This is a genomic window from Kinneretia sp. DJ1R-11 (assembly GCF_025717595.1).
GTDB lineage: Bacteria > Pseudomonadota > Gammaproteobacteria > Burkholderiales > Burkholderiaceae_C > Paucibacter_A.
In genome coordinates this window covers 948,226-969,111 of the sequence record NZ_JAJIRR010000001.1, presented here as the reverse complement: position 1 = coordinate 969,111, position 20,886 = coordinate 948,226, and the positions used below count along the sequence as shown (strand labels likewise).

The 20,886-nt window shown below is 62.5% G+C and carries 18 protein-coding genes; 9 read left to right on the top strand and 9 right to left on the bottom strand.

Features of this window, described 5'->3' with window-relative positions:
• From LNV23_RS04010 to LNV23_RS04000, 3 genes are all read left to right on the top strand, one after another.
• Nucleotides 1-237, top strand: a 237-nt coding sequence (locus tag LNV23_RS04010; protein WP_263561761.1) for an RtcB family protein, incomplete at its 5' end; no start/stop codon positions are given.
• A 418-nt stretch (nt 238-655) separates the two neighbouring features.
• A complete protein-coding gene (locus tag LNV23_RS04005) occupies nt 656-2,338 on the top strand; it encodes a hypothetical protein (protein WP_263561760.1) in 1,683 nt (560 codons plus the stop codon).
• 12 nt (nt 2,339-2,350) lie between these two features.
• Nucleotides 2,351-3,583 (top strand): hypothetical protein, encoded by a 1,233-nt coding sequence (locus LNV23_RS04000; RefSeq protein ID WP_263561759.1) that lies wholly within the window; start codon nt 2,351-2,353, stop codon nt 3,581-3,583.
• 236 nt (nt 3,584-3,819) lie between these two features.
• On the opposite strand, the gene LNV23_RS03995 is transcribed toward LNV23_RS04000, so the two are convergent.
• Together LNV23_RS03995 and LNV23_RS03990 are read right to left on the bottom strand one after the other, a co-directional pair.
• Nucleotides 3,820-5,727 (bottom strand): gluzincin family metallopeptidase, encoded by a 1,908-nt coding sequence (locus LNV23_RS03995; RefSeq protein ID WP_263561758.1) that lies wholly within the window; start codon nt 5,725-5,727, stop codon nt 3,820-3,822.
• On the bottom strand, nt 5,724-8,546 hold the full coding sequence (locus tag LNV23_RS03990; protein ID WP_263561757.1) for a caspase family protein: 2,823 nt from the start codon (nt 8,544-8,546) through the stop codon (nt 5,724-5,726). The genes LNV23_RS03995 and LNV23_RS03990 overlap by 4 nt, the downstream gene beginning before the upstream one ends.
• Nucleotides 8,547-9,535: 989 nt before the next feature.
• On the opposite strand from LNV23_RS03990, the gene LNV23_RS03985 reads away from it, so the two are divergent.
• Both LNV23_RS03985 and LNV23_RS03980 read left to right on the top strand, forming a co-directional pair.
• A complete protein-coding gene (locus tag LNV23_RS03985) occupies nt 9,536-9,961 on the top strand; it encodes a hypothetical protein (RefSeq protein WP_263561756.1) in 426 nt (141 codons plus the stop codon).
• A 21-nt stretch (nt 9,962-9,982) separates the two neighbouring features.
• Nucleotides 9,983-10,459 (top strand): hypothetical protein, encoded by a 477-nt coding sequence (locus LNV23_RS03980; protein ID WP_263561755.1) that lies wholly within the window; start codon nt 9,983-9,985, stop codon nt 10,457-10,459.
• 528 nt (nt 10,460-10,987) lie between these two features.
• Here LNV23_RS03980 and LNV23_RS03975 read toward each other — a convergent pair.
• The 6 genes from LNV23_RS03975 to LNV23_RS03950 all read right to left on the bottom strand — a co-directional run bounded on the left by LNV23_RS03975 (nt 10,988) and on the right by LNV23_RS03950 (nt 18,968).
• Nucleotides 10,988-12,355: a YfjI family protein gene (locus LNV23_RS03975; protein ID WP_263561754.1), complete on the bottom strand. Its 1,368-nt coding sequence runs from the start codon at nt 12,353-12,355 to the stop codon at nt 10,988-10,990.
• Entirely contained in the window at nt 12,355-13,236 is an 882-nt protein-coding gene (locus LNV23_RS03970) for a plasmid partitioning protein RepB C-terminal domain-containing protein (protein WP_263516039.1), read from the bottom strand. Before LNV23_RS03970 ends, LNV23_RS03975 begins: the two co-directional genes overlap by 1 nt.
• Entirely contained in the window at nt 13,233-14,132 is a 900-nt protein-coding gene (locus LNV23_RS03965) for a plasmid partitioning protein RepB C-terminal domain-containing protein (RefSeq protein WP_263561753.1), read from the bottom strand. Before LNV23_RS03965 ends, LNV23_RS03970 begins: the two co-directional genes overlap by 4 nt.
• Complete coding sequence (locus tag LNV23_RS03960) at nt 14,129-15,691, bottom strand: recombinase family protein (RefSeq protein WP_263561752.1); 1,563 nt, start codon at nt 15,689-15,691, stop codon at nt 14,129-14,131. Before LNV23_RS03960 ends, LNV23_RS03965 begins: the two co-directional genes overlap by 4 nt.
• Nucleotides 15,692-16,870: 1,179 nt before the next feature.
• Nucleotides 16,871-18,586: a DNA phosphorothioation-associated putative methyltransferase gene (locus tag LNV23_RS03955; RefSeq protein WP_263561751.1), complete on the bottom strand. Its 1,716-nt coding sequence runs from the start codon at nt 18,584-18,586 to the stop codon at nt 16,871-16,873.
• Nucleotides 18,587-18,599: 13 nt separating this feature from the next.
• Nucleotides 18,600-18,968: a hypothetical protein gene (locus LNV23_RS03950; protein ID WP_263561750.1), complete on the bottom strand. Its 369-nt coding sequence runs from the start codon at nt 18,966-18,968 to the stop codon at nt 18,600-18,602.
• A gap of 141 nt (nt 18,969-19,109) precedes the next feature.
• Between LNV23_RS03950 and LNV23_RS03945 the strand changes: the two genes are divergently transcribed.
• The 4 genes from LNV23_RS03945 (at nt 19,110) to LNV23_RS03930 (ending at nt 20,420) form a co-directional block, all read left to right on the top strand.
• Nucleotides 19,110-19,367, top strand: coding sequence for a hypothetical protein (locus LNV23_RS03945; RefSeq protein WP_263561749.1), 258 nt, complete (start codon nt 19,110-19,112; stop codon nt 19,365-19,367).
• A gap of 23 nt (nt 19,368-19,390) precedes the next feature.
• Entirely contained in the window at nt 19,391-19,633 is a 243-nt protein-coding gene (locus LNV23_RS03940) for a hypothetical protein (protein WP_263561748.1), read from the top strand.
• A 103-nt stretch (nt 19,634-19,736) separates the two neighbouring features.
• A complete protein-coding gene (locus LNV23_RS03935) occupies nt 19,737-20,099 on the top strand; it encodes a hypothetical protein (protein WP_263561747.1) in 363 nt (120 codons plus the stop codon).
• 54 nt (nt 20,100-20,153) lie between these two features.
• Nucleotides 20,154-20,420: a hypothetical protein gene (locus LNV23_RS03930; RefSeq protein ID WP_263561746.1), complete on the top strand. Its 267-nt coding sequence runs from the start codon at nt 20,154-20,156 to the stop codon at nt 20,418-20,420.
• A 108-nt stretch (nt 20,421-20,528) separates the two neighbouring features.
• On the opposite strand, the gene LNV23_RS03925 is transcribed toward LNV23_RS03930, so the two are convergent.
• Complete coding sequence (locus LNV23_RS03925; protein ID WP_263516051.1) at nt 20,529-20,720, bottom strand: hypothetical protein; 192 nt, start codon at nt 20,718-20,720, stop codon at nt 20,529-20,531.
• Nucleotides 20,721-20,886: the final 166 nt, after the last annotated feature.

Below are 20,886 nucleotides of genomic sequence, written 5' to 3'. Positions count from 1 at the left end.
TCTTTCGAATCCTGCTCGCATGGCGCCGGCCGTGTCATGAGCCGTGGCGATGCCAAACGCAGCTTCACGCTGGCCGACCATCGTGCCGCCACTGAAGGTGTGGAGTGCCGCAAGGACAAAGACGTTCTCGACGAGACGCCTGCGGCCTACAAGGACATCGACGCGGTCATGGCCTCGCAAGCGGACCTGGTCGACGTGGTGCACAAGCTGAAGCAGGTGGTTTGTGTGAAGGGCTGAGCTTCTTGGGTTGATCGATACCACCATGCTGACGTAAAGGGCGGTCTACCCGCGCTAGGCCGAAGTCGGGCATGCGTCGAGGAATCGGTGCAGGCCGCAAGTCGGCCTTAGGCTGGTTGTTGTTCTCCAATTTTGGCAACTTGATGACCGCCGCCGTCGGCACCGGTCATTCGACTGCTCGCGGGTTGGGGGGCGAGCGCTGCGCTAGCGACGACGGACGTCGAGCAGATCCTCTTCTTGGAACGACATTGGCCCATGGCTCCAGACGGGTCAATGGAAGCTACTGCTTGAGCTGCGAACTCGGCTGTATTGAGCACTGCGCTGATGGCTGGCCCTTGTAGCGCCTTCCTTATTGTTGACGATGTCGGGCCATGGAGGGGCTGCCTAGACTGGTGGGCTTGCATTCGAGGGATCAACCATGTCAAAGAGCATTGGGTGTGTAAAAGGTACGTTGCATCTTCCGCTTGTATTGCTGGCTGTGGCCATTGCCTTCGGGCTGACCGGCTGCGCGGTCAATCCGCTGGTGTCATGGCAGCGCCCCGAAGCCAAGGCCAGTCCTGTGCCATTGGTGGACGCTCAGCGCTACGCGGATGAGGCGCGCAAGGCCTATCGTGATGCGCGCGACAAGCATGTGCAAGCGGTGACTGGGCTCAATAGCGGCCTGCTCAGTCTCGGCGTGCTCGGGACCGGACTGGCTGTTGCCAAGTCGCACAAGGATGCCCTGCTCGGCACCGCTTTCCTGGGGGCCACGGCCTATGCGTTTGGCCAGCAGAACCTGAATGTGCAGCATCGTCTTGTGTACGAGGCCGGCATCGATGCGATCGGCTGCGCCAAGGATGCGATACAGCCCTTAGCGATGTCGATTTCCGACCGCCAGGGGCTTGAGATTGCCATGCCTGTGCTTGATGCTGCGTTGGCGAAGGCTTCGTCCGCACGGGCCGTGGCCACCGTTGCGCTGGCGACGTGGAGGAGAACTGACCCCGAGGACAGCGAACTCGAGAAGAGTGCAAAGGCGGCGATCACGGCGAGCGGGCAAGCCATCGATGCCGGCACGGCAAGCGTCACCAGCGGCCGCCAGCTGATCCGTCGCTCCGACGGTGCGGGTGACGCCTTGATCTCCGCTGTCGAACGCATTGATGGTGCGGTCAACAAGGCCGTCACGGCAACCTTGCCCGACCCGTCTTCGGTGTTCAAGGTCATTTCAGGCCTGCCGGGGTTTGCGGCCGGCATCGTGCCAGGCAGCGATGCGGCGTTCACGGCTGCCCTCGCAAAGAGCAGTGCGTCGTTCAAGCCGGAGGCGGCACCGCAATCCGGAAATCTGAACACGAAAGGTGTCGTGAACGCTAACGAAGGCTATGCGCTGTACAACGCCGTCGCAGGCTTGATCGCGGCGACCGATGCCGTGAAGCTCGCGTTGGCTCAGGTCAACGGCCGACTGCCCACAGAGGAGACACTCCGGGGCCTGCAGTCGGCTAAGGAGTGCGGCCTGGGCGACGTGAGTTTCGCGCTCAGTGTGGTGCCATCGGCCCCGACTATCACGGCCGGCGCCAATCGCAAGACTCCGTTCGTAGTCTCTGGCGGCACACCGCCGTACACCGTGCAACTGCAGGTGACGCCGGTCAAGGGGGTGAACCTGATCACACCGGCGCCGTTTGACCGTACGGTGGTCTTCGACATCACCACCGAGGCTGTGGCCGGCACGGTCCCGGTGGTGGTCATGGACGCCAGCAGGCCAACCAAGTCGATGGTGGTTTCGGTTGAGATCCTGGCTGCCGAGGGCGGCGCCAAGGACGAGGAGACGCCGTCACCGGAGTCGGGCAAGCTGCGGGCGCCGAAGACGGCCACGGATCTCGCTCAGAGGATCAATGCCGCCGCAGTGTTCAAGCACAAGGATGGCGTGGAGCTCAGCGTGGCCAACCCGGCAACGCGCAAGTCCGACACCCAGGTCGATCTCGGCCTGCGTTGCAAGCCGTTGCCCAAGAACGGGAAGTGCCTGCCTGCCGCGGAGGTGGCGCAGACGGTGGCGGATACGGTGGCGGCGTCCGGCATGGCCAAACTGCTCAGAATCGCGCCCACAGCCTCCTGCGTCTGCGCGCCCTGATCGGTACTGGCAATGAAAGCGGCCAAGTCTCGAGGCGAGAGCCGGCGCGCATGGTCGCGCAGTCTCGAGGCGGCATCGCTGGGAAGACGCGACGGGTTTCCGCCGGAGGCTGTTCGCAGCTTCAAATCGGACCTCACGCCGGAGTTGCAGATGCGCCTCGTGCGCGAACTGGTGGCCACTCGCGCCTCCGAACTGACACTGGCGTACCGGAATCTCGTGATGGTCACGGCAGGGCACAAGAAGCGGACGGACAGCCGTGGGCGCGAGCAGTTAACGAAGAAGGCCTGCGTTGTTTTTGTCGTGCGCGACAAATGGGACAAGTCCCGCGATGCGCGGGCAGGTCATCAACTGCTGCCGACGCATTTGCTCGCCTTTGCGACGATCGGCGATCGTCGCGTGCTGTGCGCGGTTCCTACTGACGTCCAGGATGAGCGCGATTTCTACGGCGTTACGCCGCAGTCTGCACGTGCGGTCTACCCTTGCGGCGGCGATCCTAGCGATCCAACGGACGAGTTCGGCACGCTGACCTGCATGGTGCGCGTTGGGCAGCGTCGGCTTGTCCTGAGCTGCCGCCACGTACTGAGCCCGAAGCCCGAGGTCACGAGCATCGCCTCGGGAAAACGGTTTGCTCAGCTGCTTTCACCGGCTTCACCGCCTGGAGGTCCCGACATCGGAATCAGCGAGGCCATTGCAGGTCCGCTGCAGGCCAGCCCGGACATCAGTTTCGATGCGCAGTTCGGCAGCGTCGACAAAAGTGCGCTCCCTCTGCTGCGCACGCTGCTGAAGGAGATGCCGCTGTCGCCGAGTGCTCCCTATGTATTCAGTGTGGATGAGTTCGATGAACTGCGAGCTTCAAGCAACTTCGAGATTCTTGTGCCAGACAACCATCCCGATGCAAGCATGAAGCCGCGGCCCACTTATGTGGCGACCTTCGACGTCTATCTGGACAAGGTATTCAGCTTTCCCTACCTGGTCCGCGTTAATGGAGCGAGTCGTACTTTGCGTGTGAGTCATTGGGAATTGCTGAGGTTCAAGATCTCGGCGAACCGCACGACGCTACCTGGCGACAGTGGGTCGCCGATTGTGGCCTGGAACAGCAATGGGACCTGCACCCTTGTGGGCATGCACATCGCGGCTATCAAGGGACAAGCGATGTCCTATGCCATTCCGAGCTGGCAACTATTTGCAGCCAGCAACTATTTCGGACTGGCTGCCGGAACCCGCATCACGCCGGTCAATCCTTGACGGGATACGTAAAGCTCAAGCCCATCAAAAAACTACTTAACTTGGCAGCGCCGAATGACGGCTAGGTGGCCGTGACTTCCCGGTCACGGTGCACACACGGTAGGCGGCAATCGCTGCGAAGCGGCCGTAGGTTTAAGGCTAGTCCGCATCTTCTGTGGTTGAAGAGTCCAATCAACGCGGCGACTAAGCCTTGAATTGCGCCGGCATTGCCTGACGCTGAATACTGCGGTGACAGGTCAATTGTCCGTCGCTCCTTCCTCGTGTTCGCCCTCTCGGGGCTCGTAGAGCCTGCCTCCACAGGCGTGCGTGAGGCGGAACATACCTTCGCGAGGCACGAGCTTCCCGCGCAACAGCCGCCAGTGCCTCTGCCCCTGGTCGCTCAGCAAAAACTCCCGCCTGCGGTCGACGCGCCCTTCGGCCAGTAGGCTTTTCAGCACGACTAAGCGCACCTCTCCGTGCGGCGACAAAATGACAGTGCAGCCCCCATGGTGAACAAATCCCGGACCGTCGGTGCTTTGTGCTACGTGCATGGTCTGGGTGACCTCTGCAACGAGGTCGAACACGACCTGGCCGCTTGGACCGGCGCGACGGGCCGAGCGGATGGACTGCACGACGGGCTTGTCGACGCTGTCACCCGGGGCCAGTCGCTCGTCATCCACGGCGACGAGGCCGAACTCCTGCAGACGACTTGGATGGGTGACGAAGTCGCCCAGCGCCCTAGCCTGACGGGCCAACTCGTCGCCGTCTGCCGGTTGTCCTGGGTCGCCTCGAAAACGCAGCGTAGCGAAATCCAAGTCCGGCACCTTGTCCAGCAGCATGCGCGGACCGCGCCAGAGCAGCGCGTCCTGCGACAGGTGGCCTGCATTGCGCGGGTAGATGCCCCGCCGCCAGAATGCGTCGATCAGCGCGCCTCTGTAGTCCCAAGGGTCGTCGGGCACGAGATCGTGGTCGGCGGTGATGAGGGCGCGCAGGTAATCGCCGAACATCATTCCAGTAGGTGGGCAGTAGTCGGTAGCGCGGATGCAGATGGCCAGGAACTGGCTGGCAAGCTTGCTGGCGCGGGCAGCCAGAAGCTGCTGCAGATCGTGCGGCAGTTCGCCTTTGGGCAGCACGCCGGTGCCACCGGTGGCAAGGCGCACCAGGGCCTGAGTCTTGCGGTCGAACACTGCGGTGAAGGCTTCGAAGACGGCGCTGACTAGCACGCTGCCCAACTCGTGCGGCTCAAGCGTTGCGCGGTAGCGGCGCGGAGCGCCGGTGTCGATGGCGCTGCGCAGCGGGCCGCCGGCTCCGATGGTGTGGCCAAACTGGCGCGCGATGTCGCCCAGCAGGGCCGATTGGTTGAGCGCGCCGCGGCACTGTTGGATAGCTGCGCGTACGACCTCCGGATAGCTGAAGTGATGGAACACGGCCACGATGTCGGCGAAGGCTTCGTGGAAGGCGATGACGTCTGGGTTGGTAGGCACCATGAAGTGGGCCCGCAGGCCGTCCAGGAGCGCATGAGTCATCTCGTGCACGACGATGTCGTGCGACAGGCAGGTGAAGACGATTCCGCCGGGTAGGTTGGTCGCTGTCGGGTGCTCGGAAGCCTTGAAGTAGCCGAAGCGCAGCTCGCCGCGGTTGCCGATGCGCTCGTAATATGCATTTGCTTCCTCTGCTGCATGCGGGCGGATTAGCAGGCGCGCCTGGCCGCCAGGTCCACCGAAGCTCCAGCCCGGCGTGCGGCCCAGCGCCGTGCGGAAGGAGGAGTACACATTGCTGCAGACTGCGTAGACCATCTGCTGGTGGAAGCGCGGGTCTGACGGAGAGGGCTCGTAGCCGCAGGTCATCAGCACGAACGGATCGTCAAGGTTAGCCTGGCGGTTGGGCCGGTCGGTGGCGGGGTCGACGTCCACGACCTCTAGCAGCGAACCCATTGGGCCGGGTGCGAGCGGTTCGTAGGCGACGTTGATGGTTGCCACTGCTCCTTCGAGTCGCCGGTGCGACGGGTCGACCGTGAAGATGCGCAGCGGCCGGTAGATGGGCTCGTCGCCTTGGCGTTCGTGCGGCTGCACCCAGTTGCCTTGTACGCAGGGGCTGAGGTCATAGGGCACGTCGCGCCAAGCGGTGTCAGCGGCGACGGCCTTCTGCGTGCTGGCTTCGCTCACGAAGCGAGTTTCCGGCTCAGCAGTTGCACACTCTCGGCCAGTGCGACGACTACGGGCACAAGGCTCCCCTCGGACGAAGTCAGCGCAGGCCCGGCATCCACCGCGTCGATCGTGCGGCCCAGCGGCTGCAGTAGGCCCTGGGCGCGGGCGGCCCGGGCGCAGTCCAGCAGTGGCTTCTGCCGCGCGCTGGCACCGAACTCGGCCAGTACGGCCTGCAGGAAGGCTTCGTTGCTGAGCCTCTGACGTTGCAGCACGCGCAGCGCGCGGCGCGTGAATTCGCCGTTGCCGCCGCTTTCCAGCGCGACCTCGTGGTCTTGGCAGGCGGCAAACTTGACGTGTCTGATCTGCTGCTGAGTGCGATTGGCCGTGGCACGGCTGCCGACGTCGGACCGGAAGCGGGCGTGTGCTTGTTGCAGTTCCTCGGTTGGCGCCACGTAGCGCGCCAACGTGCCGGGGAGCAGGCCGGCGCCCGGGTTCAGGCCGGCAAAGCGGGTGTTGGTGCCGGAGTGGCAGCAGTCCATGAATAGAGTGAAGTTCACGCCCGAAGGTAGGTCGGCGAGCACGTTGGCGATGTCGTCGTCGATGTACAGGGCACCGCTGGCGAAGTCCACGGGGCAGAGGGCTTCGTCCTGGCCGTCGTCCTCGTCCCCGTCCAAGTCGTTCACGTGAGTGCCATGGCCGGAATACTGCACGACGATGACGTCGCCTGCGCGAGCTTGCTTCACCAGCCTGCGGAGTTCTGTGTCCATCGCGGCGCGCGTGACCTGCCCATCCAGCAGAAGGCGGGCCTCGAAGCCCAGTTGTTGCAGCGCGCTGGCCCAGGCTCTAGCGTCGTTGATGCAGCCTGCGAGTCGGTGCTGCGGGTTGGGGTATGCGTCCACGCCCATGCACAGCGCGAGGCGCCGACCGCCGCCCTCGGGCTTGGCAGGCCGTATATCGGACAAAGGCAGGGGAAGCGGTGCAGGCACTGCTGGCGCTGCCGCCGGCTTAACTGGCCAGTCAGCGGGCAAGTCCACCTCGTCCGTCCAGGCGCGCTCTAGGCCCCGCGCGACGGGGAAGTCATCGATGGGATGGGCATCGGGCACATCCAGCAGCCGGCGGGCGACGCTGTTCATCGTCGGCGCGTCGTCATCAAATCCGCCATGCTTCGTGGACTGGCTTGCCGAGCGGCCGGTGTCTGATGGGCTCTTCGACCAGATCACCTCGCTCCGGCCCGCAGCGCCGGTGAGGCCAAAGAAGGCTTTCAACTCGGCGTCGCTGCGTAGACTCTCCTCCAGGCCCAGGATGGGCGTGCGGCGGTCGTCCTCTAGCGCGTGGTGGATGAGGTAAAGCAGCGATTTTCTGTAGACGTGAGCGCAGTGGTCGTCGCGCTCGAAGTCGCGGCTCATCGTGAAGAGGCTGGTGCTCTCTGCCAGTTCGCCGTTTAGCAGGCCGGGCAGCAGCCGCTGCTTAAAGGTGTCCACGCGGATGGCCGGAGCCAGCAGTTGCAGCGTTTTGAAGGCCGGCACACCCAGGGCGCGGCAGGCGGGCAGGAAGTGCGCATGGAAGATGGAGCCGGCGCTATGGCCAATGGCGTGAAGCGTTGCGCGTTCGGCATGCTGCGCCAGGAATTCATGGAGCTTCTGCGCCACATAGGCCGAAGCGCCGCCGGGTTGTGCAGCTCGCTCGGCGCTCCACTTCATGCCGCCCCAGATGCGCGGGCCTTGCAGCACACGCGCTGCAGTCTCTATCAGCGGGTCGGTCGTATAGTCGGCTAGGTCCCGGGTGCCGGCGCGCGTGCGGAGCAGTAACTGGCCAATGGTCTCAAAGAAGCCGGTCTCCCAGATGAAGTAAATGGGATAGACGCCGTTGCGCTTCCACCAGCCGATGTGCCGATGCGCGCCCTGCAGCCCGCTGGACTCGGACACTAGGCCGCCGTGCGCATAGAACAGCAGTTGTAGCCGCTGCCCGGCCGGCAGTGCGGCGAGCGCGCGCGGCAGGTGCTCCTCGAAGATGGCATCCACGTCCCCAGGCGTGGACTTGAACTCGCCATCGTCGGAGAACATGCCGGAGCGCAGGTTCACCAGATGTGGGCGCATCGCAGCCAGCGTGGCCGGGTCCAGCCCTGAGTCACCGCGGGCAGTAGTGGCCGGCTCGTGCTGGTCGCCGCAATCCAGGCAGCCCTCCTCGCCGTGATCGTCCTCCACGTCGCCGCTCTCTCCAGTGGGCCCTGCGACGCGCGTGAGCGCCTGGATGGCTTGGCGGGTCACTTGGTCCTGCTCGTCCGGGAACGCCTGCAGTGCAACGGCTGCGCGCGCGCCGCCCTGTGCGGGACCTACGGCTTCCAACTCGTCATGCAACTGCTCGACCTCGGCGAGTGTCGTGTCGTAGTTGATGCCCGAGCCGGGGCAGGTTTTGGTCGACATCATGTTGTGGAAGCGCAGCGTCGCCGCGCGCAGGCCAAAGTGCCGCTGAACGAGGGCGACGACGCGTAGCGCAGTGTTCTTCTGGCCGCCGTCGAAGGGCTCGCGGCCGGTGTCGAAGTCGCCAATCATCTCGAACATGAAGGGCCCGGCGACGCTGTTGCCGTTGTGCCCACCCGCACTGGCCGGCGGCGCGTTCCAGTTGCGGCCCAGCCAGATGAAGCCCTGCGGGTCGATGGTGATGTGCTGGGCGATGTCGCTCCAGCCGTTCACTTGCGTGTGGTGGCGCCACATGCTGACAATTGTTTCGTGCCCGCGGAAGTCTTCTCGCCGTGGCCGCCAAGTATGGTGCATGTGGACGGCGTTGACCTTGCGGGTGAATGGGAACTGCTGCAGCAGAACCTCGAATTGGGCCAAGTCCAGCCGCTGGAATGTGGGTGTTGGCACTAGATGTCTCCCTTTTAGGCTCCGCAAGGTACGTGAACGTCCAGCTGTGCGCCTCATCAACCAGGATGACTACCTGCGCTGCGCCTGCCCTATTTGCTCTCATGAACTCTTGATCCGCGGTTCCTGAATCACATCGAATTTCGTGCAGATACGTGGGTGCGAACAAGACCTTGGCGGCGTGAAACTCGATGAACTGCTGGTAGTCCATTGCCTCGACCTCAGCAGTCAAGGTGTTGCTGATGGGCTCCAGCAGTTGGTGGTGGTTGAGACACGATACTCATTCGAGCGAGTCGAATTCGACGGCCTCTTTCCGTTTCCACAGCGCACCACGCAGTGAGTCGGCGAGGTGATGCTGAGGCTGAAGATCTGCAAGCCTACGTGCCGAAGGCGATTCGCAGGTTCCAGGACTCTCGTGTCGAAGACATCCTGGCGCTGAAGGTCAATACCTAGACATTGGACGAGAACAGGAGGGACTGGAACTTGGAAGCTGGGATGCTCCTGCCCGACTTGTGTGACTATGTAGCGGCGTAGATTGAACAGCAGAATTGAGTGCTGTTGCACGAGAGGTTGAACGGATCCTCTTGCTGAAGAGCAGCCGCCCAGAACACTTTGTAGCCTTCAGGCGGAACAGAGTAGTTCGCGGTCGCCGGCTTGATCGACAGCTTCGGTCATGACCCGCCACAAAATGACAGCGTGAACGTGCAAGTGCACACCCTGACCGAATCCGCTAGGGCCACCTCCGGCCCTCGGCGTCATCAATCTTGTCGACGTACGCCGTTAGGCCTGGATCGTTTGACCGATTCGATGACTACAGTTGCGCCTTTTACAGGGAAGAGAGCGTGTCAGAAACGTCATCGAAGTCTCATAGGTGGCAGGTTGCCATCTGGTGCGGAGTGGGCGTGGGCTTGCTCTGCACAATCGCGACATTACTGGGCTTTTCTGCCCATTCGATCTATCGCGTGACCACAATCATCGAGCGCAATGCGGCGCAGGACCTGGTGTTCACCTTCGCCTCAATCACTCATGTCAATGCGACGCTGTTGCGCATGGTCGCTTTGCTGATTGGCGCAGCCATCGGCTTTGGCGGACTCGCGGTGTCATTTTTCGCGCATGAAAAGGCCACGTCGCTTAAGTTCTCGCATGACGCTGGCGACACAAGCTTTGCAAAAGGCACCCTAGCAACGTACTCACCTGGGCTGGTCGGGCTGGTCGTAGGCGCTGCCATCATTGTGTGCTCGCTCTACGCCAAGACCGAGTACTCCTACAACGGTCAAGGCAGCAGCGCCCAGCAGAATCGGGCTCTGTCCCGCGAGCCAGCCGCATCCGAGGCCGCCGGACTCACCGACATGAAGTCACCAGAAGAACTGTCAAGCCCCCACCGTTAATGACCCAAGGAGTCGTACGTCATGTCATTCGTCAAGCCGCTGCTCAGTGCAAGCGTCGCGTTCGTCGTGCTCGGCGCCCAGGATGCTCACGCGATGGACATGCCATGCGAAGTGGCTGACCCGTTGGCCACTAGTTCCTACGAGCGCATTCGAGGCGCGATGGCCGCTGAAGATATCGCAGACGCCCACCGCTACAAGCTCGCCTTTTGGGACGTCTACAAGTACGCCTCGAAATGCCAATTTGTCAAGAAGCTCGCTGGCGAGTTGGTGCGCTTCAAGCTAAGCGCTACCGATAGCATGCCACTTGCGGTGCTCGTGTTTAACGGCGGCAATGGCCTTGCCGCCAACTGTGACACCGGCTTCGTGTCGAAGAAGGATCGCCGCCCGTCAATAACGATTACTGACAGCGTACGAGACCCAGGGATCTTCGAATCAAGGCGCCTACGGGAGGTGCAGATGATGGATCCCCGAAAAATAACGATGAATCTGAGCGAATGACAATAGAAGCACAGTTTCTGGATTGATCGCGCATCTACCCAGCGCCAAGCAAATCGGCGTATCAGGCTGCGACTACCACCTTCGCCGAGGCGACTGGGTTGCAAACGTTCACTTTGACACGAGACATGTCGCCCACGGACTCGGCGATCGCAAGCGTGCGCGCAAAGTAGGCCGATCCTGCAGCCGAAGGCAGGTGAACATGCACGAAAGTACCTACGTGGATAGCTCCAAGAACAGAAGCAGCGCATTGCCGTGCAAGACGGGGCGACCGTGCGGCAACGGCAGCTGAAGAGGTGACGTCAGCTTCAGGTGGCGAAGCGGTCAGTCGCCACTTCGCTTGGGCGCGACTGCAACCGCTGCGAAGTAGTCGTTCGGAAGTTTGTCGGTTGAGCATTCAAAGTGGCGTGCCAACTCATTTCGGTCCGAAGGCTGAGATCGTGGCGGTTTTGTTTGACAAGCATTTGCAACATGCGAACTTAGCGAATGTAGTTGCTCAGCAATGGCTTAGGTCCAGTTGAATGGTGCGAACTAATTGCGATGGCCTGGAACGAGCCGGTAGATCGTCGCTGGCCTGCCCGGCCCACTTGTTGCCCTCGGACGCGTCTCCACGCTGACCCGTCCCGCGCTGCTCTGAATCAGATGAGCAATCGCAGCATCGACCACTGTCGCTGGCTGATGCCTACCAAAGCAGTCCACCACAAGATCCTTCCGCGACGCGGAACCGCGAGCCGCTAGGAAGTCAGCGATCCGTTCTGCAGCCCACCGGACTTTGGTTGCTGAGGGACTTTCAGCACTGCCCGAGAAAACAAAGCTCACCGAGTCCGTGGCGTAGCGAATCCAGAGCTTGGCGGCCTCAAGATGCCGCTCTTCAATCAGCCACTGCTGATCCGTGAGCGCAAAAACCATGGCGACCCTAAGCAACATCGGGGCACGTCTCTCCAACAGGCCGTCGATCAGCGTGCTGCCGAAGTCCCGGTTGAGCTCCGCCCCATAGAGTTCCGCGTAACACCTGCGAGCACTGACTGACAGCGTCATGCATACAGCTTCAGGCTCCTTGGTCTTGGGCCTGGTGAAGTCGAGAACGTCGATCACCTTCGCTGCTATGGCGTCGACGTGCTTCTGAGGAGCCCTTCGCGGAAACGCCTCCACGCGAGTTCGTTCGCCCCAAGCCAGCAAGAATCGGTTCACGAAGCCGTTGAGTAGATCGCGCCGCTGGACAAGGGCCAGCAACTCCACCGGTGAGATGGCACCGCTGAGACACACATGGGGGTCACTCGCGTGCACCCGGTTCGTCTTGGTCGCGGGCTTCAGGTCAACACCATCCCAGCAATCGCGCAGAGCCGCAGAAAGTGTGTTGCCTCCGCGCTTGCTCTGCTGGAGCACATTCGCGAACTCGGACTCGACGACCCAAAGCCGCTTGTCCTTGATGGCTGGAACTTCCTGCTGCCCAACCTGATAGCCGTCGTGGATGAGAGCCGCCAACCCTTCTCGGGTCGACAGGCCGCCCCGATGGATCTGCGGGGCCAGGTCAGGACGTTGAACTCGTACCGCCTCGTCGATCCGGGAGACCAGCGAAAGCGCATCTCCCTTCCTGCCCCGACCCGATCGGCCCACATGCAGAAAGAAGAGCCGCGCATGGTGGCTGGTGTTGCCCACGGCGAAGTAGGGCGTGCGCCCAATGGCACAAGACAAGTAGGCGATGAAGTTGCCAGCGATGGCGATGGGGTGGGTCTCGGTACCTTCACTACCCAGCCGGGCCACCTCACCCACGAGCCCGTAGAGGCAAGCGGGATCCGGCACCGGTGGCGGCCGATCAAACTCTGATCCACCCCCGGACCATCGACGCAGCGCATCGGCTTGCGTCGCATCCATCGACCTGCGGTTGGACTCGTCCATCACTTGTCCAGCGCATCGACCTCAACAAGGCTTGAGAACTCGCGCAACACATCGGGCTGGCGCATGGACAGGAACCGAAACACCGCCTGGTTGTCGAGCAGGTTCTTCAGGTAGCCCTTGGCCAAGACCAAGTTCAAGACATCCTGGCCGTAGGTGTGTTCGATGGACTTGTACTGCCCTTGCAGATTGCCCATCTCCTTTTCCATCTTGGCCATCTGCTCAGCGCTGATGCCGGAGAGCTTTCTGGGCTTGCGCTCAGCGACCAGCATTTCAGCAGGCGTTGCGGCCAGCAGGGCGTTGGCATAGGCCGTGGTCACGTTGTTGGCGGCCACCATCAACTCCACGCACTCGATTTGGCGCGTGGGTTTCATTTTGCGGATCACGGCGCCGAGGTTGGGAGAAAACCGCTGGTCCTTGAGCAGGCCGGCTGCTTCGGCACAGATGCCTTCCAGCAAATTGAGCTTCTTGTTGATGTGACTGACGTCGACCTTCAAGTCCCGTGCGATGCGCTCCGGCGTGACCCCGCGCTCGACCGCCCGCCGAATCATCAGATGTTCCTGGATGGTCGACAGGCGGTTGACCCGGTTGTTGTAGGTGTAGCTCTCATCATCCAGTGCCACCAGGCAGGGGGCGTCTAGAAAGCCGAGTTCCTTCATCGCATGGACACGGATGTGACCATCGCGGAGTACATGCATGCCTGTGGCTTTGTCGAGGGCGCCGATGTTCAAAGGCTCAATGAGCCCGATCGCTTCGATGGACGCTTTGATCTGCAAGTACTTCTGCGAGGTTTCGAGCCCAACGGGCAGCTTGCGCGAAGGCAGCAGCTTGTCGAAAGGCAGCGCCAGTGGTTCTGGGATGAAGCCCAGCAGCGGGTTGCTCACGCGGCTCTCCCGAGCGGCCAGACCCGGTCGTTCAAGTACTTGGGCAAGGTATCCAGGCCCTCTGCCCGCAGCAGATTGGTGAAGTCCTCGTCCGTCAGCAGTTGGCGAAGTGCCTCGGTCACGAAGAGCAAGCGTTGTTGGACGAGTTCGGCCTTGCGCACCATGAGTCTCTGGCGTTCAACTTCTTGCTGGTAGGTCCGAATCAAGCTGGCCGATGTGACGTTGGTCGCCTTGCGCGGCGCATTCTTGGCCACCGACCTCCCGAGCGTTCGGCGTCGCTCGATGATCCTGCGCGCGTGCAGCAATTGGCTGCCGCGCAGGTTGCCGGTTTCATAGGCCTCCTGCAGCGCAGCCTGGATGTCCTTGTCATTGGAGCCTGCGCCGGCAATCGTGAGCGCGGCGTTCAAGGGGATTTGCCCGCGCTCGACTGCAACGAGCAAGCGTTCTTCCCCGTGCTCGAGCAACTGCAGAATGCCGTGGACGTAGTCGTGGCTCAGTCCCGTCTTCTTCGCAATCTCACGCCGGTCGTAGCCCTGCTTCTTGAGTTGGTCGATGCCAGCCAGCAACTCCAGTGGGCGACCCTGGCGCCTGGCAATGTTTTCCGCGAGGCTCATGATGAAGGCGTCTTCGTCGCCGACATGAACCACCATGGCAGGGATCTCGGTCTGCCCCAGCGCCTTGAATGCCTTGAGTCGGCCCTCACCGCAGATCAGCAGGAAATACGGGCCGCTGGCATCGGTGCGCGGCGTGACGGTCACCGGCTTTTTGAGGCCAAGTGATTTGATGTTGGCGACGATTTCTTCGAAGACCAGGCTGTTGCGATCCCTCGGATTGAGCACGCGGATGCGGTCAATGGACACCATCTGCAATTCGCCGGGTGTGTGCTCGCGGTTCATGCCACCCTCCTGAGGCGGGCCCTGGCCGCCATGCGGTGCAGGTAGTCCAGTGTGTCGAAGCGGTAGCTCTCGAACTCAATGCCGTTGTGTTCAGCCAAGCTGATCCGCGGTAGGCCAAAGTCCAGCCTGGGCAACAGGAAGTAGTCGTGGATCGCCTGGTTGCCCGGGGCGAGACGCACGGCCACTGTGATGTCTGGTGCCAAGCTCGTGTCGAATCTGACCTTCCAGCGTCGGCGCCCGTCTTCCTGGCTCTGGCATCGCGCCAGCACGATGGACACACTGAATTCACGGTTCACTTCGAGGAGGTCCGTGGCGGGATCACGCTTGAGCGTGCCCCCTAAGTTCAAGATCTCGCGCTCCGTGTTCGCCACGACCTCCGGATGCATGCGGCGCAGGAACTTGTTGACCTCTAGGAACTGGTAGTCGCGGTCGGGTGTGAAGCCGACAGTTTTGTAGGCGCGAATCAGGCTGCCGAAGCGATGGATGTAGGCCGCTGCTGAAGGCATGCCTTCGGCCTCGTCAATGATCAGACTCGACAGGAAGCCGCGGCGTTCGTACAGGCCGCGCAACTTCTCAATGAGCTCATCGTCACTGAACCTCCGTGCTCGTGCACGAATGATTCCCTGGGCGGTGTAAAAGGTCTCTTGGGAAACGACAGACTCGAACGCACAGTCTTTGCGGATCCACATGTCCGGGCCATTGATCACACGCAGCTTCTTGAGCTTGTACGAAACCCGGTTGTAGACGTTATTGCCGATGTACTTTTCGTTGGTCAGAACCTCGCGTACGGTGGCTCGGGTCCAGTTGCGTCCGAGGTCGGTCAGGATGCCGCGCTCATTGAGTCGCATGGCGATTTCTAGTTCGTGCAGGCCTTCGTCGGTGAACCAGCGGTACATGTCCCGCACCACGCGGACTTCTGCGTCTGGCCCTGGTGTGAGGATGACGCGGTCCGTCTGAAGGCTCTTGTGCTCTCCTCGCGAGAGCTCGCCTCTCACATTCCCGGCCTGATCCACCAGGATGCGGCGAAGCCCGAAGCCTGCAGGACCGCCCTGTCGAAATCCCAGCTCGATGAGTCGGCACTGGCCTGCGAAGACCTTCGCCGACAACTCACGGCTGTACTCTCCAGCCATGGCCCGCTTGACGCCCTTGACGATAGTCGAGACCGGCGAGCCGTCGTTTTCGAACTGTTCCGCGCAGTAGCAGACCTGAATGCCGGCCCGCCGGCAGATGTACTCGTAGTACGCGCTTTCGTCGGCATCCTGAAAGCGGCCCCAGCGACTGACGTCGTAGACCAGGATGGTGTTGAAGTCCGCCTGGCCCGTCTCGACATCGCGCAGCAGCCGCTGCAGGGCTTCACGGCCATCAATGCGCAGGCCACTCTTGCCTTCATCGGCGTAGGTGCGAATGATCTGGATGCCTCGCTTGGCGGCGTACTCGCGGATCTTGTCGGCCTGGTTTTCGGTCGAGTACTGCTGATGCTCGGTGGACATGCGAACGTACTCTGCAGCCCGAAACGTGCTGCTACGCTCTTCTGCTGGTTGTTGGTCTTCTTGCTGCATGACCGGCTCCGCTCATTCGGCGACTTGGACGCACGATCTTTGGGCTTGGTGAGGCAGCTCAGGCTCCCGCCGAAAGCTCACCAGGGCACAAAGCCGTGCTTAGGGACATTAGGCGGCGACGCTGAATTCGGCCACGAGTCCTCTGTTTGCACGCGTCAATCTTTGCAAATCGGTGGCCGCGTCAGGGTCAACTCCACCCGGACTGATTGGGGCAAGCCGTTTGGGCCGGAGGTCCGGATCTCCATCCACCATCTACCGGCGTGCGGTTCAGCGCCGCAAATTGACGCGTCGATAGTTGCACTTGCCGCAGATGCCGATCGGTTTGGCGGCTCAGCGGACTGTCGCCGGCGATAGGTTTGCCAGTAGTCTGGATGCCGGGCGTGCCAGGCGCGCTGGGCTGCCAGCTGGTTGGCTCGGTAGTCGGGGTCGGCCTTGAGCTTGGCTTGGGTCCAGCGTCGGCGCCGCTCACGTTGGCAATCGAGGTCGGGGCAGTACGTTTGATTCGGCGATTGGGGGCGGACCAGGAATTCTTGGCCGCACGAGGCACAGACTGAACGAGTCATGGCAGCTCCCAGGCTTAAGGCAAGGCCGGGCGCTTGGTCGAGCCGACCCACGCATGGACGAGTTCGCGGCGCACCTGGTCCTTCTCGGCCCGCCTCGAAGCCGCGGTTCCTCGGTTCGACTCGGACCAACCGCCACCCCGTTCAGTCTAATGTCCGCGAGTTCTTGGCTGCTCGAATGGGGCTGCCAGGTTGACCCGTCTGCGGGCCGGTTCCGAGCCTCAAGGGGACCAAAAAGGTTCAACGAAGGGGAGTTCGAGAGCTCGCTGGACTCCGGGAGCCGGTCCGAGAACCGTGCTTGAAGAACCGCCAAAGAGAATCGTGCAAGAACTTTGGCGCGACCGTAGGTCAGTCGCAAGAACTAGTGCGCCACCCTGGGAAGGGCTGTGTCGCGAGACCCGCTAAGCCCTTGATTCGCCTAGCGCGCCAGAGCAATTACTTTGGCGCCCTACGGCTGAGACCTCGCGTCTCGTATCTCTTCAGCCCCATAAGGTGAACCACCTTATGGGGCTTTTCTTTTGTTGGGCGCAAAACGCCCTTTGGCGGGATGTAGCTCATCTGGTGAGCTACCAGACCGTTAGCTTCGTGTCTTTAGCCCCCCGCATCTAGGTGAACAGAATCAATAGTGGGTGGCGTCCCACAAGATCAGGCCGCAGTTCACATACGTGCGCAGCAAGGCAGGCAGTCGGTCGAGCAGCCCGATGTGCAGCTGCAATGAGTGTTGCCCGTCTAGGTAGCCCAAGCCTTGCTCTGCCGCTTGCTTGCAGGCCTCAAACAACAGGCTGGGCGTGGCTGCCTCTTGCAGCAGGCGGAGCGCTGCGGATTGGGCGCTGCGGTAGTCGCCGAAAAAGGCTTTCACGTCGCGCTGCAAGCGTGGCTCCAGCTCGCGGTAGTTTCGGCGCTTGCTGAAGAGTTGCGCGGCGATGTAGAGCGTTAGGTCGTCGGTGCGTTGAGCAGCGGCCGCCGCCAGCGCCCCCATGTCGTAGTGCACAGCGAGGAGGCGCTTGGCGCGTGCCCAGCTGCCCAGAAGGTGCAGTGCTTCTTGCAGATCTGTCGCCTCCTCGTGTTCCGGCCAACGGCCCAGGTCCAGCGCGCGAGACCAGAGCATGTCCAGCGCTGGCCTTTGCTGTGCGAGCTGGGCTTGTTGTGCATTCGGGCGCGGCGGCCCGGCGAACACGGGGCGTGTCGGCTTCGGTGGGCGCGGGGGGCGTTGGCGGCTCTGAGCCAAGAGCCGGCCGACCAGCCCCTGGCGCCGGTAGCGGCCGGCGTTGAAGCGCTGTTCCCATTCAGGGTCGGCAAACACAAGCGCAATACCGGGGCCGACCATCGTTGCAGCCTGGCCCAGGGCCTGCTCGATGTACTCTTTGAGTTCACTTTGGGCAAAGTACTTTTGGAAGGTGTTGCGCGAGGTCAGCACGCCGTCGGCAAACGGCAGCCCACCCGCATCGTGGTTGTAAAGCATGACCGCCACGATCAAGACACGGCGTGCAAGCTTGAATGCCTTGTGCAAGGCTTCGGCGCGCTCGGTAGGGTCTTCAATGACATTGATCACGAAGCCCAGGTTCACCACATCGGCCGCCACGCGCGCGTTCTCCGGCGCGTAGAAAGGGTCCCACCCTTGTGCGGCAAAGCCTTCGGCACTGAGGCCTGCGACATCGCCGCCACGCCCGCAGCCGTAGTCGAAGAAGCTCACACCGGGAGCCAGCAGCTGGTGGCGCAAAAGCAGCTGGACTGGCGCGGACAGCGCATTGCGCTGTAAGGCGGTGAGGTGCCTTTGCACCCGACCTGTGGCAACGGCGGCCTCCTCGCGCGTCGAGACGGCCAGCTCGGGGTCTGCCAGCTCGTTGCCCAAAGGAATCAACTGCCCTTGGACCAGTTGATAGCCCTTGGCGGCGATCAAACGTTGCCAGTTCTGCTTGAAGCCAATGGTGCTGGTGTCGTCGAACAGGCCCAGCGCTTCGGCCTGAGTGGTCAACGCGCACCATGCTTCGCGGCCCGGATGCTGGGGTGAGACCAGCAGCTCCTTGCGGTGCAAGATGGGCGGGTTCAGCGAGCCGTCATAGCGGCGCAAGCCGGGTTCGACCTCGGCACTTGACCCACTGAACATCCAGCTGGCAGCCAGCTCCGGAAATGGGACCTCATCAAAGTCCCGATAGAGCAGCAGAGAAAAGCGGCGTGTCAGCAAGTTGAACTTGATGACATTGGGGGGCTTGCCCTCCAGACTCAGTGCCGGAAGCGCGGATTCCAGGTTCGGCGTTACTGCCTGGATGGCCTCGCACTCAGGCAGCGCGCTGAGGTGCACATAGAGCTCGTCGAAAACTCTCTTGCCCACCATGGTGCCGCGCCAATCAGTGGCCGTGGAACTGGCTCAGCGGGCCGGATACATCGCTACGCCGCCGCGTTTCGGGTCGTTCATCCACCACGCGTGCTGAACTGAGCTGGGCCAGAAGGGCCGCCACTTGCTCGGCAGAAAGCGTGGCTTGCAAGGTCACCTGGGCGCGCCTTCCAGCTTCGGACAGCCCGGTTGCCTCAAGTTTGCGAAACACGCCCGGCGCAGCGGAGCTAGCGGACAGTCGATGCAAGATGCCCAGCGCTGACTCCAGGCGGCAAATGCTTCGAAACTGCGCGCTGCGGACGCATGCCTGGCCTGCCTCGACTTCAATGTCAAAGACCAATTTATCAGCCGGGTCGAATCTCACTCGAATGGTGCTGGGCATGGTGGTGCAGTGCGTCGAAAGGCTGAACTCTAGCGCTTGCGTGCGGAGGTCCAAAAAGGCGCAACTGGCTCATCTGGTGAGCCAGCTGTCGCGGAAACTTCGCCACACCTCAGCCAAACCAGAGTCATGAAGGGATATCCAATGAGCCACCAGAACGACCCCAACGAAACCACCACCCCCCGCGGCAAGTACGACGACGTCGCCATCGAACTGGCCGATCGCGTGGAGGCCCAGTTCAGCCTGCTCTATGTGCTGGGCGGAAACAAGGGCAATGGCATGTCCGTCCAGCACATGTACACCGAGGAAGAAAAGCCCGAGAAGATGCGGTTCTTGGCCAAGACCTTTGACTTTCTGGCGGAATGGGCGCGCAAGGAAGCAGGTGATCGGGCCTCGCATTGAACATGAGCGGTGGAGCAAGCGCCTTGAAATCAATGAATACGAATACGCTAACCCTGAAGCTGCGCTGCCCGGCCTGTGGGCAGATCGAGGGCGTGGAGCTCCTGTTCGGCATGCCGTCTGGGGAGGCGATGGCGGCCGCAGAGCGCGGCGAGATCGCGCTCGGGGGCTGCTGCATGCCTTGGGAGCCGGTGAACTATCGCTGTCTGAATTGCGAGTTTGAATGGGGCAAGCCGGAGGAGCCCGGTGAGCCGGTTGAACCCTGGTGAAGCCTGCCAGTGAGCCCCGCGACGAGCCCCAAGCGCCATCTCAGGATAATCACGCAAACCGGCCATCCATCCACCGTCCCACCCCAGCCGCCCCAAGCCCCCCATGAGCGAATCCCCACTCCCCGAACGCCTGCACGCGCTGCTGGATGAGCGCGTGTTCAACTTTGCGCAGGCGGCGCAGCGGCACTTCAAGACCAATGACTTGGTGGTGCTGCTGGACTTCAGAGCCGAGACGCCGGAGCTGGAGGCCGTGCCGCGCCAGGCGCTGGCCGAGGCCGAGGAGCTGTCGCTGGAGGTCAAGCTGAAGCTCGCTCGGCCGGCGTCAGCCTTGAGCCCGGTGTTCGGTGCGCCCGAGCAGCGGTTCTGGTTCTTGGTGATTTATGAAGATGAGGACTCCGACTGCAGCGCCATCAGCGCCGCAGAACAGGGCGCTGCGTTTGCGGACAAGCTCTCGCCCGGCGCTTGAGGCGCTTGAAGCGCTGAGGGCGTGCTTGTTCATTCCACTGCTGCAGGACTGACGATGAAACCTTCACCCCTGCGCCGCCTGCTCGCCCAGCGGGCTGCCCCCGCCGCCGCACCCGGAGCTGCCCCCGCGGCGCCGGAGCTGGCTCCTGAGTTGGCGCAGGCTCGTGCTTTGATCGCCGCCATCGACGCCGGCGGCATTCCGCTGTACCCGGGCAAGGTCAACCAGATCGCCCGGGCGCTGGGGCTGGAGGTGTCGCGCGAGGCGCCGGTGGAGGCGACGGTTGAGCGCATCCGCAGCTTGATGCTGCAGCTGCAGGGCTAGACCGCGCTGCTTGGCGCGAGGCGGGCAGCCGTTGAACCAGGGCGTTAGAGAAAACAAAATCGGGGCGGCTGGCACAACGCTGCCAGGCCGCCGGGCCGCTTCAGGCGTTCACACGCCCTTGTAGCAAACCTGTTCCCAAGCCAGCTTGACCGGGTTGAACCAGGTGTAGCACTTGATGCCGTGGCCGGTGCTGGTGGCGCCTTCGCGGGCCTGGGCCAGGGTGGGCGGCAGGGCCAGGGGGGCGGCCACGGCCAGCAGGGTCAGGACACGAAGGCTGCGGGTGATCAAGGTCTTGCGCATGATGAGTAGGTCTCCAGGGTGGGTGAGGAGCTCAAGGGTCAAGCTCGGAGTGAAGAAAAGAAGAAAGAAGGAAAGAAAGGAAGCACTTGGCGCCAGTTCTTTCCCCTCTCCTCATCAGGACTAACGCGAAAGCCGTGCCAGCTCGGCCGTGCCTTATGAATCAAGG

Excerpts from the sequence above, each read along its gene's own strand:
- LNV23_RS04005 (WP_263561760.1), top strand. The coding sequence starts at position 656 with ATGTCAAAGAGCATTGGGTGTGTAAAAGGTACGTTGCATCTTCCGCTT.
- LNV23_RS04000 (WP_263561759.1), top strand. The coding sequence starts at position 2,351 with ATGAAAGCGGCCAAGTCTCGAGGCGAGAGCCGGCGCGCATGGTCGCGC.
- LNV23_RS03980 (WP_263561755.1), top strand. The coding sequence starts at position 9,983 with ATGTCATTCGTCAAGCCGCTGCTCAGTGCAAGCGTCGCGTTCGTCGTG.
- LNV23_RS03975 (WP_263561754.1), bottom strand. The coding sequence starts at position 12,355 with ATGGACGAGTCCAACCGCAGGTCGATGGATGCGACGCAAGCCGATGCG.
- LNV23_RS03965 (WP_263561753.1), bottom strand. The coding sequence starts at position 14,132 with ATGAACCGCGAGCACACACCCGGCGAATTGCAGATGGTGTCCATTGAC.
- LNV23_RS03960 (WP_263561752.1), bottom strand. The coding sequence starts at position 15,691 with ATGCAGCAAGAAGACCAACAACCAGCAGAAGAGCGTAGCAGCACGTTT.
- LNV23_RS03955 (WP_263561751.1), bottom strand. The coding sequence starts at position 18,586 with ATGGTGGGCAAGAGAGTTTTCGACGAGCTCTATGTGCACCTCAGCGCG.
- LNV23_RS03950 (WP_263561750.1), bottom strand. The coding sequence starts at position 18,968 with ATGCCCAGCACCATTCGAGTGAGATTCGACCCGGCTGATAAATTGGTC.
- LNV23_RS03945 (WP_263561749.1), top strand. The coding sequence starts at position 19,110 with ATGAGCCACCAGAACGACCCCAACGAAACCACCACCCCCCGCGGCAAG.
- LNV23_RS03935 (WP_263561747.1), top strand. The coding sequence starts at position 19,737 with ATGAGCGAATCCCCACTCCCCGAACGCCTGCACGCGCTGCTGGATGAG.
- LNV23_RS03930 (WP_263561746.1), top strand. The coding sequence starts at position 20,154 with ATGAAACCTTCACCCCTGCGCCGCCTGCTCGCCCAGCGGGCTGCCCCC.
- LNV23_RS03925 (WP_263516051.1), bottom strand. The coding sequence starts at position 20,720 with ATGCGCAAGACCTTGATCACCCGCAGCCTTCGTGTCCTGACCCTGCTG.